Raw genomic sequence first — 15,885 nt, 5'->3', positions numbered from 1 at the left:
TGTCTAAATAGCAATGAAATTTGGTGAAATAAAAGCATATTTTTGTGCTAAGATTTATCGAAACTTTTTAACCAATGACCATTCTTCTTACGGGAGCAACAGGAGGCTTAGGCTATCGAACTTTAGAGCAATTCATTAGGAATGACCAAATAGTAAAAATTATTGCTACTGGAAGAAGTATAAAACCAACGCATTTGGTAGAACATAGTAAAGTAAGCTATATACTTGGAGATTTGGAGGATAGTGATTTTGTGTCAAAATTGGTCGAACAAGTTGATTGTATTGTTCATGCAGCAGCACTTTCTTCACCCTGGGGAAAGTATTCAGCGTTTGAAATAGCGAACGTGTTTACCATGAAAAACTTGATAAATGCCGCAAAAAAACATAAAATCAAGCGTTTTGTGTATGTTTCAACGCCAAGTTTATATTATAATGGGAATAGTAGATTTGATATTAAGGAGTCAGACGAGTTACCTAAAAATTTTATAAACGCCTATTCAAAAACAAAATATCAGGCTGAGCTTGAATTAGAAAAGTCAGGAATTTCATATATTATTTTGCGTCCACGTGCATTGATTGGAAGAGGCGATATGATTATTATGCCTCGATTGATTAGGGCTTTTCAAGAAGGAAAATTGAAGGTAATTGGTGATGGAAATAATATAGTAGATTTAACATCACTCGCCAATGTTGCAGATGCAATCGAATTGTCGTTATTTGTAGGTGCAGAAGGAATGAATCAAACTTATAATATCACCAATGGTGAGCCAGTGAAACTTTGGGATACCATTGATAAAGTTCTTTCGTTATTGGGCTATCAAATGAATAAGCAAAAAATACCTTATTTTATCTTGAAATTGATTGCTCAAATGATGGAATTAAAATCAAAACTGACTAATTACCAAGAACCAGCTCTAACATTATATAGTGTAGGAATATTAGCAAAATCAATGACAATAGATATTTCAAAGGCAAGAAAATTATTAGGTTATACACCCAGAGTATCTACTGATGAAGCAATTACAGAATTTGTAAACTGGTATAAGGGAGTCAACAGCTAATAGTCGATAGACGACGGTAAAACATTTATAAATCACCGATGAAAGAAGTTAAATTATATCTAGGCTATGCTGGTTTTTGCCAATCAAAAGAAAGTCATACGATAAAAGGAGGAGCTAATAATGAAATTTCATTTCAAGCTTTATTTGGACTGATTCAGCACCCACAGCATGGCTGGATATTGTATGACACAGGTTACACAACAAGGTTTTATGATTGTACAAAAACCTACCCCAATAAAATTTATGCCAATCTCACAAAAGTATTTGTTACGCAAGAGGATGAAATTAAAAAGCAGTTGAAGCATTTTAATTTGGAGCCATCAGACATCAAACATATTATTATCACCCATTTTCATGCCGACCATGTGGGCGGTTTAAAAGATTTTGATGAGGCCACTTTTTATTGTTCAAGAGCAGCATATAAGCAATTGAATGAAATAAGTTCGTTTTGGGGTTTTAGAAAAGCTATTTTGAAAGACCTTATTCCTGAAAATTTCGAAAAAAGATTAAAAATAGTAGAAGAATTTTCCTCAACCGTTTATGATGAAATTTTTGAAAAAAAATATGATTTGTTCGGAGATGATTCGTTACTGATTTATGATTTACCAGGTCATGCTGCTGGACAAATTGGTGTAGAATTAAAAACAGCGAAGCACAAGTATTTTCTGATTGCAGATGCTTGTTGGAACAAAAAATCATATACTGATTTGTTGCTTCCACCATCCATTGTGCGATTATTCTTTGATTCTTGGCAAGATTTCAAAGATAGTCTTTTGAAAGTAAATCAATTTTATAAAAAATTCCCCGAAGTTATCATTGTTCCAACGCATTGTTCAGCAACAACTTCCACCCTCGTTTCAAATAATTACGATATCAATGCTCTTTAAATTATCCATTTTATATTATTTAGCAGAAATAAAACTAACGAAGTGGTTATATATCCACAACATTCGTTTTAGGAGAAATGGGATGATTAAAAAAATGATTAGGCATTGCACCACCTCTTTATTTTATAAACCTTTTGCCCAAAACAAGCATAATTTTGAGAATTTTCCAGTAATTAATAAGGCCATTTTTATGGCTAATTTTGATGCAATCAATACAGTAAATATCAAACTTGAAGAGGCGTTTGAAGTTGCGAAAAAATCAGAAGAAAGTCGGGACTTTTCACCAACAATTTCAGGCATTACCGTTGGTTTATCTTCGGGTACAAGTGGAAATCGAGGCGTGTTTTTGGCAAGCGAAAAAGAAAGAGCTTATTGGGTTGCCCTGATTTTGGATAGAGTGCTTGGATTTTCATTAAAAAAACGAAGCATCGCTTTTTTTCTAAGAGCCAATAGCAATCTGTATGATTCGGTAAAATCGAAATTGCTTTTATTTCATTTTTTTGATTTACTCAATCCTTTGGATGAGCATATCAAACGCTTAAATGCCTTAAAACCAAGTATTTTAGTAGCTCAACCGAGTATGTTGATAGAGTTGGCAAATGCGATTGAAACAAACAAATTAAAAATACAACCAACAAAAGTAATTTCGGTGGCAGAAGTTTTAACGCCTGAAGATAAATGCTATTTGGCAAGCATTTTTAAGCAAACAATTCACCAAGTTTATCAATGTACCGAAGGTTTTTTGGCAAGTTCTTGTGAAAACGGTACACTACATTTTAATGAAGATTTTCTGATCATTGAAAAAAAATACATTGATAATGAGCAAAAGAGATTTCATCCAATTATCACCGATTTGAAACGACAATCTCAACCGATGATAAGGTATGAATTAAATGATATTATTCAAGAAAAAGAAAATTGCTCGTGTGGAAGCAAATTTTTGGCAATTGAAGCCATAGAGGGGCGTTCGGATGATATTTTGGTTTTTAAAAACACTAAAAATGAGGAAGTTAAAATTTTCCCTGATTTTTTTAGACGTGCTATTATATTAGCCGATAGCGAAATTAATGATTATGCTCTCATTCAAAATGAGCCAAAATATTTATTACTTTATATCAAAAGTCGGCAAGAAGAATCGTATCAATTAGCTTATGATGCTATTCAAAACTTGCTTAAACAAAACAATATTTTAGATATAATAATAACACAAACAGCTCACAATCATACGATTAAAGGTAATAAACTTAGAAGAATAAGGAACGATGTCAGGAAAGCCAATTAAAATATTAGGTTTTGGGAAATACCTCCCACAAGAAGTTTTATCTGCTGATTTAGAACTTAAATATGGTCTTCCTTTGGGTTGGTCGGAGAAATATTCTGGCGTTCAGTCTCGGCATCATATCACATTTGAGTCGATTGGTTATATGGGAGCTCAAGCCATTGAAAATGCTTTAGAGAAATGCCAAATGAAGTTGGAAGACATTGATTTACTCATTTCAGCGAGTGCTGGCTTTGATTATCCTTTACCAAGTCAATCAAGCATTATCAAGAGCGAACTCAAAGATGGCATGTCGGTCAATATTCCTGCTTTAGATGTAGATTCAAGTTGTTTGAGTTTTGTAAGTGCTTTTGAAATTGCCTCAAGTTTGCTTGATGGGAAAAAGTATAAGAATATTATCATTGTTAGCAGTGAAATTGCCTCAACTGGACTAAATCCAAGTAATTGGGAAACCTTAACACTTTTTGGAGATGGGGCTGTTGCTGCCATTTTACAATTCGACCCTGATTCAGATGCCGCTTATATTAAGGGTAATATGCGAACATATTCAGAAGGCGTTTATGATTCAACTTTTAAAGGCGGAGGCATGAAATTGTTTTTTAAAGACAATCCTTATGATCCTGAACTACATTCGTTTGCCATGAATGGTCGAAGACTTTTGCGTTTGGCAAAAAACAAATTACCAGAATTTATTGATGATTTTTTCAAAGATTTACCCATTTCAATGGAAGAGGCAGATGCGATTATTCCGCATCAAGCATCTAAATTAGGGGTTTCGATTTTATCAAGTTTATACCGTGTGAAAGAAAATCAAGTGCTGGGAAACCTGTCAACTTATGGCAATTGTATTGCTGCATCTATTCCACTTGTTTTTCATGATGCAGTTGAGTCGGGGGCAATCAAAAGAGGAGATACTTGTTTTATCATCGGTACAGCGGCAGGCTTTTCCATTGGGGGGCTTTTATTGAGATTTTAGTACCTGAAAGCTATTTTGTAACACAATTTTCTAAATTGTGTTGCAATGATTTTTACAAAGAAACCTACAAATAACAAAACGAATGTTTGATAAAATCGGTGGATTAATAAAATATTGGCATGTAATAGCTTTGTCTGACGAGCTAAAAAAAGGCAAATCGCTCAAACGAAATCTTTACCAAATTCCATTATTGCTATGGCGTGATGAAGATTTGAAGGTGCATGCCTTATTAGATATTTGTGCTCACAGAAAAGCCCCTTTAGAAGTGTGTGATTTCAAAGAAAGTCATGTTTTATGCCAATATCATGGTTGGAAATATGATAAAGAAGGTAGTTTAATTGATATTCCAAGTTCGCAACATTTGATTCAGAAAATGAAGTGCAAAGTTGATTCTTATACAATATTCGAACAAAATGGTTTCATTTGGATATATTTGGCTACTGAAAATGAGAAAAATACCCTTCCCGAACCTTTAACTGAAGTTGCTGGTAAAGACTGGAAACATTACCAAACTTCTATGCTTTTTGAGACCAATGAAGAACTTTTAGTTGAAAATTTTATGGATGCCACGCATACGCCCATGGTGCATGACAAACTGATTAGAGACAACGATAAAAAAGTAAAACACACAATCACAATTTTGCAAACCAATGAAACTGTCCATGTTTCTTATGCCGAAACCAAAGAAAAAATCGGTTTGGGGCTTGATTGGATGTTGGGAAAAAACCTTACGGTTTCGCATACAGATGAATTTTTGCTACCAAACTTGGTAAGAGTGAACTATTATATCAATCAAATTCATCGTTTTCAAGCATTTATTGCTTGTACGCCCTTAAAAGAGGGGAAAACTATTGCTTTTGTAAGGCTTTCCTTTCAATTCAAATGGTTCAATTATTTAATAAAAATGATTATTCCTTACTTGGCCAAAAAAGTTTTGAAACAAGATTTTATAATCACACAAAAGCAATTTGCAAATCAACAAATATTTAAGGCGAAATCGGATAATAACATTGATTATGATGCCATGCATAATAAGGTAAAAAAAATAAGAAATAATAAGATTAATAATGTGGCTTTACGAGACGAATCAACTACCCAAAAAATTGATTTGACTTTGTAATAATTAGTCCACAGTTTTAGGTCAACTGTCCACAGATTATGTTTTTTACATGTTTTAGATTATAAAATTCAAAATTTCTCTTGGCGAACTCATTTTTTGAAAAAATAAATTATTCAGCTTGCAACGAAGACAGCGAATCGGAAAGAAAAGCCTTGCGTTTGACTACCGAAGATACTATTCTTTGCATTACAGGCAGCGGTGCAAGATCGCTTGACTTACTCATTGATAGCCCTAAAAAAATAATTAGCGTTGATTTTAATATTACCCAAAACTATCTTTTAGCGATAAAAATAGCCGCTTATAAATCTTTAAATTACACTGATTTCAAATCTTTTATCGGCTTAGAAAATTGTTCTTCACGGCAAGAAATATATAAAAAAGTAGAGATTTTGCTTTCTTTGGAAGCCAAAACATATTGGGATAAAAATTTTGATTTGATTGAAAAAGGAATTCTCTATTGTGGAACTTGGGAATTGATTCTAAGAACAATGGCAAAATTGGCGTTTTTCAGGAGAAAGGAAATTAAAAATTTGATGGAATCTCACACCGTGGCAATTCAACAAGATTATTGGACAAAACATTGGGATAATGCTATTTGGAGATTCTTTTTAAAAATCATTTCCAACCGATTTTTATGGACAAAAATTGTTAGAGAACCTGGGGCTTTGTTGATTCCAAAAGAGTTTGATATATATGAGTACATGCGTTCACGCATGTACTATATGGCAAATAATCATTTATTAAGAACCAATCACTTTGCGAATCTTTTATTTTATGGTGAATATAAACCAGATTGCCTCCTGCCTATTCATCTTCGTGAAGAAAACTTTGAAATCATTAAAAATCAAGTTGATAAAATCGAAATTATTACTGATTCTCTACTGAATGTACTTGATAATCAAAAGCTTGTGGGTTCAGTAAATGCCTATTCATTATCAGATTTTTCATCTTATGCAGATGCTGAGATGTACAATGAGATTTGGGGTAAAATTGTGAAAAACACTACCAATGAAATAAAATTCTGTGAACGTTTCTTCTTGGTAAAAAGAGAGCCAGAAAAACTAAGTAATTTGATAGAAAGAAATAATGTATTAGAAAAACAACTATATGACGAAGACCTTTCGGCTATTTATACTTTTTGTGTGGGGAGAATAAAAGTAACAGTATAAAGCGTTTTATACTGAAAATCCTTCAAAAACTTAATTTTGAAGGATTTTTTTGTGTCCTCGAAGGGATTCGAACCCCCATCGTCAGAACCGGAATCTGAAATTCTATCCATTGAACTACGGGGACATTGCTAAGGCAAAGTTACAAAAATTTTCTTCACTGTTTTAAACCTTTTTGATTCTTCTTCATCAAAGAAACACAAATGCCATGAAAACTATTAAACTAAAAAAACAATTACAGCCATGAAAACTACTATCAAATTACTCGGATTTGCTCTTGCCTTCACCACTTTATTAACACTTGACACCAACGCTCAAGGTCGTCGTGACCGCAGAGAAGATGTACGTGACCATCGTGAAGATGTGCGTGACAGAAAAGAAGACAGAAAAGATAAAGCTGAAGACCGCCGTGACCGTGCTGAAGATATTCGTGACAAGAAAGAAGATATTAGGGATGCTAGGCATAATGGTGGACGAAAAGACCGCTTGGAAGATATTCGTGATGCGAAAGAAGATGTGAGAGATAGAAAAGAAGATGTGCGAGACCGCAAAGAAGACAGAAAAGACAAAGCCGAAGATGTCCGTGACCGCAAAGAAGACCGCCGTGATAGACGCAGAGGCACTTGGTAAAATTGAAAATTTTAAGGTTTTGAAAACGCAAAAAAGACGAGTAAAATCTCGTCTTTTTCCTTTCTATAATGCTAATAATCAAGAAATTATACTTTAAAAATTTCTTTTAATTCTACTGCTTCTTCAGGTTTCATTCGTCCTGCCAATACTAATCTCAACTGACGGCGGCGTAATGCTCCTGCATAAAGTTCTTTTTCATCTTCCGTTTCTGGTTCAACAGGTGGTACTTCTATTGGTCTGCCAGTTTGGTCAACTGCTACGAAAGTCAAAAATGCTTTATTGGTATGAATTTTTGTGCCAGCAGGAATATTTTCTGCCCAAACTTCTACCACCACTTCTAAAGAAGAATTGAATGCACGGGTAACTTTTGATTGTAGTGTAACGACACTTCCTAAAGGAATGGCTTCTTTGAACGAAACATTATCGACCGAAGCTGTTACTACGATTCTGTTACAGTGTTTTTGGGCAGCAATCGCCCCTGCAATATCTAATAATCTCATCAAGTTTCCCCCCATCAAATTCCCGAGTGTATTGGTATCATTCGGAAAAATCATTTCGGTCATTACGGTAAGTGATTCTTGGGCTTTCTTTGGTTTTTGCATATTGTGTAAGTTAATGGATAATTTATCGCAGCGGCGAACCGCAATTGATAATGGTTAAATCATTGATTATCAATGCTATGGTTTTCTTAGTTTGATCTGTTACTCAATCATTTCTAAGTTTTCCAGACAAATAAATAACTCGTTTCCTGCACGGGGCGGAATAGAATTATAACATTTTTCAAAAATTTTCAATTTAAAATAAGGTTCAAAATAAGGTATATATTCCTCCTTTGAACCTCCAAATGGCGGCCCTCCTTCAAAATGACAATCAAATAATAGTCCGACTAATTTTCCTTTTGGATTCAATAAGTTAGACATTTTTTCGGCATAAATTGTTCGTAAACTTTGGTCAATTGCACAAAAGAAAGTTTGTTCAATAATCAAATCATAGTTTCCTGAATGCTCAAAAAAATCTTGATGAAGTACTCGGACATTTCCTTTTTCTACATAAAATTGTAGCTTTTTCTGCAAAATATTGACTAAAACTGCTGAAATATCAATCAAAGTAATATTTGTAAAACCTTGTTGAAGTAAATAAATTGCTTCGTGGGAATTGCCACAACCTGGAATTAGAATGGCAAGATTTTTATCGGTCAGTTGGTCAAAATAAGCTTTTAGGGCAGGTGCAACTTTCCCAATATCCCAACGAGTTTGGTGATTTTCATAACGCTCACTCCAATATTGATCATTAAGCATGAAAACTTTATTTTTCTGCAAAACAACTAAATCTTTATTGAAAACTATCAGAAAGTTTTGAAATTTCTTTATAAATCCATTATAAACTGTATTTGGAATATCACAAAGAAAATCGTAATTTTGCACCCTTATTAGAAATTCCGTATGAAATGGTCTTTCTACAACATTTCAGAAAACACTTTTTACAAATAAAAATATGAATATCACAGCAGCAGATGTAAATAAACTCCGTCAAATGACTGGAGCTGGTATGATGGACTGTAAAAAAGCTTTGACAGAAGCTGAAGGCGATTTTGATAAAGCGGTTGAGGTTCTCCGTAAATCAGGTCAAAAAGTTGCAGCAAAACGTGCTGACAACGAAACTAATGAAGGTTTGGTTTTAATTGATGTAAGCGATAGTGGCAAAACTGCAAAAATTTTAGCTCTTGCTTGCGAAACTGAGCCAGTTTCTAAAGTAGAAGTTTTCCGTACTTTGGCAGAAGACATTTTGCAAGTAGGTGTAAAACACCACGCTAAAGACAAAGAAACTTTATTGGCTTTGCCAATGGCTGATGGTCGTACAGTAGAAGAAAGTATTCTTGAATTAGTTGGTAAAATTGGTGAGAAAATCGTTATCACTGACTATAATCACGTTGAAGCTGAACAAGTTGTTGGATATAACCACTCAACAGGTAAATTAGGCGTTTTGGTTGCTTTTGATAATACACAAGGAAATGACATCAGCGAAGTGGGTAAAGATATTGCTATGCAAATTGCTGCCATGAAACCTGTTGGTCTTGACAAAGACGATGTTGACCCTGCAATCGTTCAAAAAGAAATCGAAATCGGAATGGAAGTTGCCCGTCAAGAAGGAAAAGCAGAAGCGATGTTAGAAAAAATTGCGATGGGTAAATTAGGTAAATTCTACAAAGAATCTACTTTATTGAACCAAGTTTTCGTAAAAGATAACGCTATCACAATCTCTCAATTATTGGAGCAAACTCAAAAAGGTTTGAAAGTAACTGCTTTCAAAAGAGTACAAATCTAATTTTTGTTGATTGATATAAAAAAGCCCCGTTTTCATTGAAAATGGGGCTTTTTGTTGTAAATGGAATTGTGAAAAATGCTATTACAGGGCTTTTGAATATTGTTAGCATTTTAGTAAACAGTTTTAATTAAATTTGTAAAAAAATGAGTCTTGGTATCTTCCTTTTTTTCAAGATGCCATTGGTGCTTTGCACGTAGATTATTAATAAAAAGTTGATGAATTTACCCGAAAATTTTGTTTCCCAAATGCAGCACATTCTTGGTGCTGAATATCCTGATTTTGTCGAAAGTCTTCAAAAAGAAGCTCCTACTACTATTCGGTTGAACTCCAAGAAAACACTCCCTAATGCTGCATTATTTGGTGAAAATTTAGTACCTGTCAAATGGAATACAGATGGATTTTATTTGCCTCAACGCCCAAGTTTTACACTTGACCCATCTTTTCATGCAGGAGCCTATTATGTGCAAGAGGCGTCTTCGATGTTTGTTGCCGAAGCTATCAAACAAACAGTTGATTTGACTAAACCTTTGAAAGTAATGGATCTATGTGCCGCTCCTGGAGGTAAAACAACGCTTTTGGCTTCTTTGCTCAATAATAAAAGTTTGTTGGTTGCCAATGAAGTGATTAAAAGTAGGGTAGGGGCTTTGAAAGAAAACTTAGAAAAATGGGGTTATCCAAATTATGTTGTGAGTAACCACGACCCCGAAGAAATGATAGATTTGGAAGGTTTTTTTGATGTTGTGTTGACCGATGCTCCATGTTCGGGCGAAGGGCTTTTCAGAAAAGACCCAAAAGCCAGCAAAGAATGGTCGGAAAATAGTGTACAATTGTGTTCGGCTCGACAAAAGCGGATTTTACAAGCAGCAGCGATGTTGGTTGCTCCCAATGGTTTTTTATGCTATTCGACTTGTACTTATAACGAAAAAGAAAACGAACAAAATGCTAATTGGCTCACACAAACGGCTGATTTTGAGCGAGTTAAATTAAATATTCCTGCCGAATGGGGTATTGTTGAAAAGGAGTTTGGCTATCAATTTTTTCCGCATAAAGTAGCTGGAGAAGGTTTTTATTTGGCTATTTTTAGAAAAATAAGAGGGGATAAGCAAGAAGCAAGAGGCAAAATAAAATTCAACCGTGTTTCTCAAAAAAAGGTTGAATTACTCAAAAAATGGTTGAAAGAACCTGCAGATTTCGAGTTTTTTGAAAAACCAGAAGGCCCAATTGTGGCAATCCCTGTCAATTTAACCAATGAATACGCCACTATTTTCAGAGTTTTACAAAAACGCTCATCAGGGCTGGAAATTGGACAATTCAAAGGTGATGATTTTATTCCAAGTCACGACTTGGCATTGAGTACAGCTATTGCAACAGATTTACCCGCCATAGAATTATCGAAAGAAGATGCTTTGAAGTTTTTAAAAAGAGAAAATATTGTCGTAGAAAATGCTGCAAATGGCTGGTTATTAGCTCGATATAAAGGTTTGAATTTAGGTTTTATGAAAGTAATTGGCGATAGAATCAATAATTATTTGCCTAAAGAATGGCGAATAAGAATGGACATTTCTGAATAATATTAAAGAATATCATATAACAAAATAGTATTTTTAATGGAAAAATCAGTACCTCAATTGAAAACTTTCGGACTTCTTGGCTTTCCGCTTGGACATTCGTTTTCAAAAAAATATTTTACTGAAAAATTTGAGAAATTAGGCATTTCAGCAACCAATATCTATGAACTTTTTGAACTATCAGATATTCAACAATTTCCTGAATTTCTTAAAAATCAAGGAAATATTGGTGGTCTCAATGTAACAATTCCACACAAGCAAGCCATCATGCCCTTTTTAGATGGATTGGATGATTCGGCTGAAAAAGTAGGTGCGGTAAATGTGATAAAAATTTCGCCAGATGGGAAGCTAATTGGCTATAATTCAGACTATTATGGTTTTAAAACGTCTTTGGAAGACTTCCTTTCTCAGGTTTCTTTTCAAGAAATCAAAGCCCTTGTTTTAGGTAATGGTGGAGCAGGGAAGGCAGTAGTGGCAGCTTTGAAAGATTTAGGAATTGACTATAAAACTGTTTCTCGAACAAAGTCAAGTGATAATATAAGTTACGATGAGATCCCTGCTTTAATGGCTGATTATCAACTGATTATCAATTGTTCGCCTGTAGGAACTTTTCCAAAGTCTGACCAATGCCCTGATATACCTTATGAATTATTAACACCAAATCATTATCTTTACGACTTAGTGTATAACCCATTAGAAACGCTATTTTTGCAGAAAGGACATGAGCAAGGGGCAAAAACGCACAATGGCTTATTAATGCTTCATTTGCAAGCGGAAAAGGCGTGGGAGATTTGGAATGCAAAATAATTTATCATCAAAATGAGGGGCTTTGTATCTGTCATTTGTCTTTTAATCAATGGATTAATTTTCACTCATGCAACGCTTCGTTTGATAATTTCATCTAAAGTATAATTGCTCAAAAGAATAAAAATTGTATTATTTAACCACCAAAACCAATTCAAATGAAATCAAAAGCAAATTTCTTGATTTTTTTATTGTCATTTTTTGCTACTACCACATTCGCTGCAAATACTGACTTAGATTTCCAATCAGTTGAAATTAAAAATGAGTTCAGTAAGGTAGATAAATTAGAAAAATACCTCGCCGAGCATCCTGGAGTTACATTAGAAGAGTTAAAACAAACAAAACCTGAGCTTTTGAAAGGTTTTGACTTGGTTGCCAACACTGACACCAATTTTGCCCCCACAAAAGATATGCCTTTGGTTGGTGGTTTTTGGTGGGGCTGTTGCCTTGGTGTAGTAGGTTTAGCTTTGGTTTACTTTATTACTGACCATGACAAAGACCAAGTTCGCAAAGCATTCTGGGGTTGTGTCATCGCCACTGTTTTATGGGGTATAGGTGGTTTTTGGAATCCATTTGGCTGGTGAGAATGAATAAAAAATAACATAAACGCCACAAAGTTTTTTGTAACTTTGTGGCGTTTATTTTTATACATGATTTAATAATAACTTCTAATGAAATTCAAAAAACACGTATTTATTTGTACAAATGATAAAGATGCTCCAAAAAAATGTTGTGGAAGTGAGCGAGGAATGGCTTTGGTTGATGCTTTCAAAGAAGAATTAAAAGAGAGAAATTTATTGACTGAAATAAGAGCTCAAAAAACAGGCTGTTTAGATACTTGTGCTTTTGGACCTTCGGTGGTCGTTTATCCAGAAGGAATTTGGTATGGAAATGTACAGCCTTCTGATGTAAAAGAAATCGTTGAAAGCCATTTAGTAAACAACCAAGCTGTTGAGCGTTTACAATTAAAATTTGCACCGAAAGAAGCTTAAAATATGGCTTACAAACATCTATTCTTTGACCTTGACCACACGCTTTGGGACTTTGAGAAAAATTCTGCCGAATGCTTGGCAGATATTTATGAAGTTTTCAAGTTTAAAGATTTGAATATCAGTACTTTAGAAGCTTTTCAACAAGAGTTTTCGATTGTAAATAAATACTATTGGAGTTTGTTGGAAAGTAATCAAATTACCCACCATGAGCTTCGTCAACGGAGGTTTCGAGATACACTTATTAATCTCGGAGCAGATATTGATGATAATTTTGGTTTAGAAGTCAATGAATATTTTCTTGGACTTTTGCCCAAAAAGGCTCATTTGATTGAAGGTGCAGTAGAATTGTTGGAATATTTACTGCCTAATTATGAGTTGCATATTATTAGTAACGGTTGGCAGGATATTCAAGTAAATAAGATGAAAAGCTCAGAAATTCATCATTATTTTGGCGAAATCATTACTAATGAATTGGCAGGTACTCGCAAGCCCGACCGAAGAATCTTTGATTATGCCATAGAGATTACAAAAGCAAATCTTGCCGAAAGTCTAATGATTGGAGATAATTACGAAGCCGATATTTTAGGAGCAATCAGTGCCAGTATGGATACAGTTTTTTATAATCCTGATAATATTCCGACAGGTCAAAAACCTACTTTTGAAATAAAAAAATTGGTAGAATTGAAAGAAATACTGTAGAACAAGTTTCAAACTTGTTCCATGTTATAGAGAAACTTGCCCTTCAAACCTATGAAAACAAAAATAGAATACGACGCAATTATTCTAAAAGACGAAGAACATAATGGTTCTTATTGTGAAATCCCTTTCAATGTTTTTGAAACTTTTGGCAAGAAAAGAGTCAAAATCAAAGCATTGATTGATGCCGTTGAATATCGTGGACTACTCACGCCAATGGGTGGAAAATATGGGGTTTTCATGAATAAAGAAGTTCGTGATAAAGTGGGTAAAACCTATGGTGATTTAGTACATATTTCAATCGAAGAAGATGACGAACCACGAGTTGTAGAAATTCCTGATGATTTGCTGCAATTGATGCTCGAAAATGAAGTGAAACCTTTTTTCGATAGCCTTTCATTTACTCATCAGAAAGAATATGTGCAATGGATTTTAGATGCTAAAAAAGAAGAAACTCGTCAGAATAGACTGGTAAAAGCCATCGAAATGATGCAAAATAAGATAAAAACAAGGTAAAATAATTGTACTCCAATAAATCTTATGAAAGCTACTGCACAAAGTTTACGTCAAACACTTAAACAAGTCTTGCCATTTTTGCAACAAATTTCTGACGAAGAAGCAAGCATTAAACCCTTGCCACATAAATGGTCAAAGAGAGAGATTTTAGGACATTTGATTGATTCGGCTTGTAATAATCAACAGAAATTTGTGAGAACAATGGCACAACCACACCTCAATTTTGTGGGTTATGCACAAGATTTTTGGGTAAGTGAGCAGCATTATAATCAAACTTCATGGCAAGAATTAATTGGTTTTTGGTATGCTTATAATTCTCATATCGCTCATATTATTGAGCATGTAAACCCTAATTTTCTGCAAAATACGATTACGATTGAAGGGAATGGTTTGTTTACTTTAGAATTTATTATGCAAGATTATGCCGAACATCTCAAGCATCATCTGAAAGCGATTTTGCCTGAAATTGGTTTAGAAAGCAAGTTTGCAAATGTTTATAATGCCTAATTTAAAAACGAAACTCCAGTTTCGTTTTTTAAATTTTTAAGGAGAAATAGAATAAATAAGAGAGTTAATCCATTTCTCCTTAAAATTATTTAACCAACCGCTCCGCCAACCAAAGATATTCTTTTACAAAAATATCGGCTTGTTTTTGAAAAGCTTCGTCCAATAAATTTCCTTCTGCATCAAATTTTTTGTCAACCAATGGTGTAATAAGCATCTGAGGTGATGCAATTCCGAATAAAGCTGCTACCAATTGTATCATTTGTTGACTCGCACGCATACCGCCCATGATACCTGGCGAAGCAGTAGCAATACCAACAGGTTTATGGCTTTGCTTCGGGAAATGGTCAAGTAAGTTTTTTAATGCTGGTGAATAACCTCCATTAAATTCGGGAGTAACCAATATGAAAGCGTCAGCACCAAAAATACGTTCGCCTAAACTTTTCCATTCTTCTGGAACAGCTTCAAGTGAAGTCCAAACTTTCTGAATATTGGGCAAAGGGAAATCTCTCACATCCAACAGATTGATTTCATGCGTAGTTGTTTCAGATAAATACTTGTACAAAAACTTAGCAACTCTCACAGTAACGCTTTCGTGTCGGGGGCTTCCCGAAATAATTTCAATTTTCATATTTTCTTAAAATTTCATTGGTATATCCATCAATAATACTTCAGCATTGCTGCTCGCTTTGATTTGTAAAACATTGGTTTCACTAATACCTAAACCATCTCTACGGCCTAATTTTTGGCCATTTATTTCAACTTCTCCTTCCAAAATAAAGGCATAAACACCATTCCCTTCGTTTTGTATTTGGTAAGTGGTTTCAGTATCTTTTTCAAGATTTCCGAGTGAAAACCACGCATCTTGGTTAATTCCTACACCACCATCGTTTGAGTCGAGTGGTGAAACTACAGTTTGAAATTTATTTTTTCGGTCTTCTTCCAAAAAAACTTTTTGGTCATAACGAGGCTCAATGTTGCGAAGTTTAGGGAAAACCCAAATTTGCAAAAACTTCACAGCTTCCCCATGATTTTTGTTTTTTTCTGAGTGATAGATACCCGTTCCTGCCGACATAATCTGTACTTCTCCTTTTTTGATAACGGCCGTGTTACCCATACTATCATTGTGTTCCAAATCTCCTGAAAGTGGAATTGAGATTATCTCCATATTGTCATGTGGGTGCGTACCAAAACCCATTCCACCTGAAACGGTGTCGTCGTTTAAGACTCTTAAAGCACCAAAATGAATTTTTGCAGGGTCGTGGAAACCAGCAAAACTAAAAGAATGATAACTGTTTAACCAACCATGATTGGCATGTCCACGCTCGTCGGCTTTGTGCAATATTGTTTTCATAATTAAA

At 34.4% G+C, this 15,885-nt stretch carries 19 protein-coding genes and 1 tRNA gene; 15 read left to right on the top strand and 5 right to left on the bottom strand.

Annotation, left to right across the window (positions count from 1 at the left end; all coding sequences use genetic code 11):
- Positions 1-74: 74 nt before the first annotated feature.
- The 6 genes from ACQUQZ_RS21380 to ACQUQZ_RS21355 all read left to right on the top strand — a co-directional run bounded on the left by ACQUQZ_RS21380 (position 75) and on the right by ACQUQZ_RS21355 (position 6,492).
- Complete coding sequence (locus tag ACQUQZ_RS21380; RefSeq protein ID WP_435357127.1) at positions 75-1,061, top strand: NAD-dependent epimerase/dehydratase family protein; 987 nt, start codon at positions 75-77, stop codon at positions 1,059-1,061.
- A gap of 38 nt (positions 1,062-1,099) precedes the next feature.
- Positions 1,100-1,948, top strand: a complete 849-nt coding sequence (locus ACQUQZ_RS21375; RefSeq protein ID WP_435357126.1) for an MBL fold metallo-hydrolase — start codon at positions 1,100-1,102, stop codon at positions 1,946-1,948.
- Positions 1,938-3,230: a F390 synthetase-related protein gene (locus ACQUQZ_RS21370; protein ID WP_435357125.1), complete on the top strand. Its 1,293-nt coding sequence runs from the start codon at positions 1,938-1,940 to the stop codon at positions 3,228-3,230. Before ACQUQZ_RS21375 ends, ACQUQZ_RS21370 begins: the two co-directional genes overlap by 11 nt.
- A complete protein-coding gene (locus tag ACQUQZ_RS21365) occupies positions 3,211-4,203 on the top strand; it encodes a 3-oxoacyl-[acyl-carrier-protein] synthase III C-terminal domain-containing protein (protein WP_435357124.1) in 993 nt (330 codons plus the stop codon). The genes ACQUQZ_RS21370 and ACQUQZ_RS21365 overlap by 20 nt, the downstream gene beginning before the upstream one ends.
- Positions 4,204-4,285: 82 nt before the next feature.
- Positions 4,286-5,323, top strand: coding sequence for a Rieske 2Fe-2S domain-containing protein (locus ACQUQZ_RS21360; protein WP_435357123.1), 1,038 nt, complete (start codon positions 4,286-4,288; stop codon positions 5,321-5,323).
- A gap of 80 nt (positions 5,324-5,403) precedes the next feature.
- Positions 5,404-6,492 (top strand): DUF3419 family protein, encoded by a 1,089-nt coding sequence (locus ACQUQZ_RS21355; protein ID WP_435357122.1) that lies wholly within the window; start codon positions 5,404-5,406, stop codon positions 6,490-6,492.
- A gap of 52 nt (positions 6,493-6,544) precedes the next feature.
- Here ACQUQZ_RS21355 and ACQUQZ_RS21350 read toward each other — a convergent pair.
- A tRNA-Arg gene (locus ACQUQZ_RS21350) sits at positions 6,545-6,616 on the bottom strand.
- Between the two features lie 116 nt (positions 6,617-6,732).
- On the opposite strand from ACQUQZ_RS21350, the gene ACQUQZ_RS21345 reads away from it, so the two are divergent.
- The gene (locus ACQUQZ_RS21345) at positions 6,733-7,119 is read left to right on the top strand and encodes a hypothetical protein (RefSeq protein WP_435357121.1); all 387 of its coding nucleotides are present in this window, start codon (positions 6,733-6,735) and stop codon (positions 7,117-7,119) included.
- Between the two features lie 86 nt (positions 7,120-7,205).
- On the opposite strand, the gene ACQUQZ_RS21340 is transcribed toward ACQUQZ_RS21345, so the two are convergent.
- Together ACQUQZ_RS21340 and ACQUQZ_RS21335 are read right to left on the bottom strand one after the other, a co-directional pair.
- Complete coding sequence (locus ACQUQZ_RS21340; protein WP_435357120.1) at positions 7,206-7,721, bottom strand: acyl-CoA thioesterase; 516 nt, start codon at positions 7,719-7,721, stop codon at positions 7,206-7,208.
- A 99-nt stretch (positions 7,722-7,820) separates the two neighbouring features.
- A complete protein-coding gene (locus ACQUQZ_RS21335) occupies positions 7,821-8,543 on the bottom strand; it encodes a methyltransferase (RefSeq protein WP_435357119.1) in 723 nt (240 codons plus the stop codon).
- A gap of 70 nt (positions 8,544-8,613) precedes the next feature.
- On the opposite strand from ACQUQZ_RS21335, the gene tsf reads away from it, so the two are divergent.
- From tsf to ACQUQZ_RS21295, 8 genes are all read left to right on the top strand, one after another.
- Positions 8,614-9,444 (top strand): translation elongation factor Ts, encoded by an 831-nt coding sequence (gene tsf / locus ACQUQZ_RS21330; protein ID WP_435357118.1) that lies wholly within the window; start codon positions 8,614-8,616, stop codon positions 9,442-9,444.
- 215 nt (positions 9,445-9,659) lie between these two features.
- Positions 9,660-11,015 (top strand): methyltransferase RsmF C-terminal domain-like protein, encoded by a 1,356-nt coding sequence (locus ACQUQZ_RS21325; protein ID WP_435357117.1) that lies wholly within the window; start codon positions 9,660-9,662, stop codon positions 11,013-11,015.
- Positions 11,016-11,051: 36 nt separating this feature from the next.
- Positions 11,052-11,819 carry a shikimate dehydrogenase family protein gene (locus ACQUQZ_RS21320; protein WP_435357116.1) on the top strand — a complete coding sequence of 256 codons (768 nt, stop codon included), beginning with the start codon at positions 11,052-11,054 and terminating at the stop codon, positions 11,817-11,819.
- A gap of 155 nt (positions 11,820-11,974) precedes the next feature.
- Positions 11,975-12,400 (top strand): hypothetical protein, encoded by a 426-nt coding sequence (locus tag ACQUQZ_RS21315; protein ID WP_435357115.1) that lies wholly within the window; start codon positions 11,975-11,977, stop codon positions 12,398-12,400.
- Between the two features lie 87 nt (positions 12,401-12,487).
- Positions 12,488-12,808, top strand: a complete 321-nt coding sequence (locus tag ACQUQZ_RS21310; protein WP_435357114.1) for a (2Fe-2S) ferredoxin domain-containing protein — start codon at positions 12,488-12,490, stop codon at positions 12,806-12,808.
- A 3-nt stretch (positions 12,809-12,811) separates the two neighbouring features.
- Entirely contained in the window at positions 12,812-13,507 is a 696-nt protein-coding gene (locus tag ACQUQZ_RS21305; RefSeq protein ID WP_435357113.1) for a YjjG family noncanonical pyrimidine nucleotidase, read from the top strand.
- A gap of 51 nt (positions 13,508-13,558) precedes the next feature.
- Positions 13,559-14,020, top strand: a complete 462-nt coding sequence (locus ACQUQZ_RS21300; RefSeq protein ID WP_435357112.1) for a YdeI/OmpD-associated family protein — start codon at positions 13,559-13,561, stop codon at positions 14,018-14,020.
- A gap of 24 nt (positions 14,021-14,044) precedes the next feature.
- Positions 14,045-14,527: a DinB family protein gene (locus ACQUQZ_RS21295; protein ID WP_435357111.1), complete on the top strand. Its 483-nt coding sequence runs from the start codon at positions 14,045-14,047 to the stop codon at positions 14,525-14,527.
- Positions 14,528-14,612: 85 nt separating this feature from the next.
- On the opposite strand, the gene ACQUQZ_RS21290 is transcribed toward ACQUQZ_RS21295, so the two are convergent.
- Positions 14,613-15,155, bottom strand: coding sequence for an NADPH-dependent FMN reductase (locus ACQUQZ_RS21290; RefSeq protein ID WP_435357110.1), 543 nt, complete (start codon positions 15,153-15,155; stop codon positions 14,613-14,615).
- Positions 15,156-15,161: 6 nt separating this feature from the next.
- On the bottom strand, positions 15,162-15,878 hold the full coding sequence (locus tag ACQUQZ_RS21285; protein ID WP_435357109.1) for a pirin family protein: 717 nt from the start codon (positions 15,876-15,878) through the stop codon (positions 15,162-15,164).
- Positions 15,879-15,885 lie beyond the last annotated feature (7 nt).

The organism is Emticicia sp. SJ17W-69 (assembly GCF_051209875.1).
Classification (GTDB): domain Bacteria; phylum Bacteroidota; class Bacteroidia; order Cytophagales; family Spirosomataceae; genus Emticicia.
This window is presented reverse-complemented; position numbering and strand designations above follow the sequence as displayed.

What these genes read in the sequence shown, in the direction of transcription:
- ACQUQZ_RS21370 (WP_435357125.1), top strand. Translation starts at nt 1,938, where the DNA reads ATGCTCTTTAAATTATCCATTTTATATTATTTAGCAGAAATAAAACTA.
- ACQUQZ_RS21325 (WP_435357117.1), top strand. Translation starts at nt 9,660, where the DNA reads ATGAATTTACCCGAAAATTTTGTTTCCCAAATGCAGCACATTCTTGGT.
- ACQUQZ_RS21285 (WP_435357109.1), bottom strand. Translation starts at nt 15,878, where the DNA reads ATGAAAACAATATTGCACAAAGCCGACGAGCGTGGACATGCCAATCAT.
- ACQUQZ_RS21295 (WP_435357111.1), top strand. Translation starts at nt 14,045, where the DNA reads ATGAAAGCTACTGCACAAAGTTTACGTCAAACACTTAAACAAGTCTTG.
- ACQUQZ_RS21365 (WP_435357124.1), top strand. Translation starts at nt 3,211, where the DNA reads ATGTCAGGAAAGCCAATTAAAATATTAGGTTTTGGGAAATACCTCCCA.
- ACQUQZ_RS21380 (WP_435357127.1), top strand. Translation starts at nt 75, where the DNA reads ATGACCATTCTTCTTACGGGAGCAACAGGAGGCTTAGGCTATCGAACT.
- ACQUQZ_RS21300 (WP_435357112.1), top strand. Translation starts at nt 13,559, where the DNA reads ATGAAAACAAAAATAGAATACGACGCAATTATTCTAAAAGACGAAGAA.
- ACQUQZ_RS21310 (WP_435357114.1), top strand. Translation starts at nt 12,488, where the DNA reads ATGAAATTCAAAAAACACGTATTTATTTGTACAAATGATAAAGATGCT.
- ACQUQZ_RS21340 (WP_435357120.1), bottom strand. Translation starts at nt 7,721, where the DNA reads ATGCAAAAACCAAAGAAAGCCCAAGAATCACTTACCGTAATGACCGAA.
- ACQUQZ_RS21320 (WP_435357116.1), top strand. Translation starts at nt 11,052, where the DNA reads ATGGAAAAATCAGTACCTCAATTGAAAACTTTCGGACTTCTTGGCTTT.
- ACQUQZ_RS21305 (WP_435357113.1), top strand. Translation starts at nt 12,812, where the DNA reads ATGGCTTACAAACATCTATTCTTTGACCTTGACCACACGCTTTGGGAC.
- ACQUQZ_RS21375 (WP_435357126.1), top strand. Translation starts at nt 1,100, where the DNA reads ATGAAAGAAGTTAAATTATATCTAGGCTATGCTGGTTTTTGCCAATCA.
- ACQUQZ_RS21315 (WP_435357115.1), top strand. Translation starts at nt 11,975, where the DNA reads ATGAAATCAAAAGCAAATTTCTTGATTTTTTTATTGTCATTTTTTGCT.
- tsf (WP_435357118.1), top strand. Translation starts at nt 8,614, where the DNA reads ATGAATATCACAGCAGCAGATGTAAATAAACTCCGTCAAATGACTGGA.
- ACQUQZ_RS21360 (WP_435357123.1), top strand. Translation starts at nt 4,286, where the DNA reads ATGTTTGATAAAATCGGTGGATTAATAAAATATTGGCATGTAATAGCT.
- ACQUQZ_RS21290 (WP_435357110.1), bottom strand. Translation starts at nt 15,155, where the DNA reads ATGAAAATTGAAATTATTTCGGGAAGCCCCCGACACGAAAGCGTTACT.
- ACQUQZ_RS21345 (WP_435357121.1), top strand. Translation starts at nt 6,733, where the DNA reads ATGAAAACTACTATCAAATTACTCGGATTTGCTCTTGCCTTCACCACT.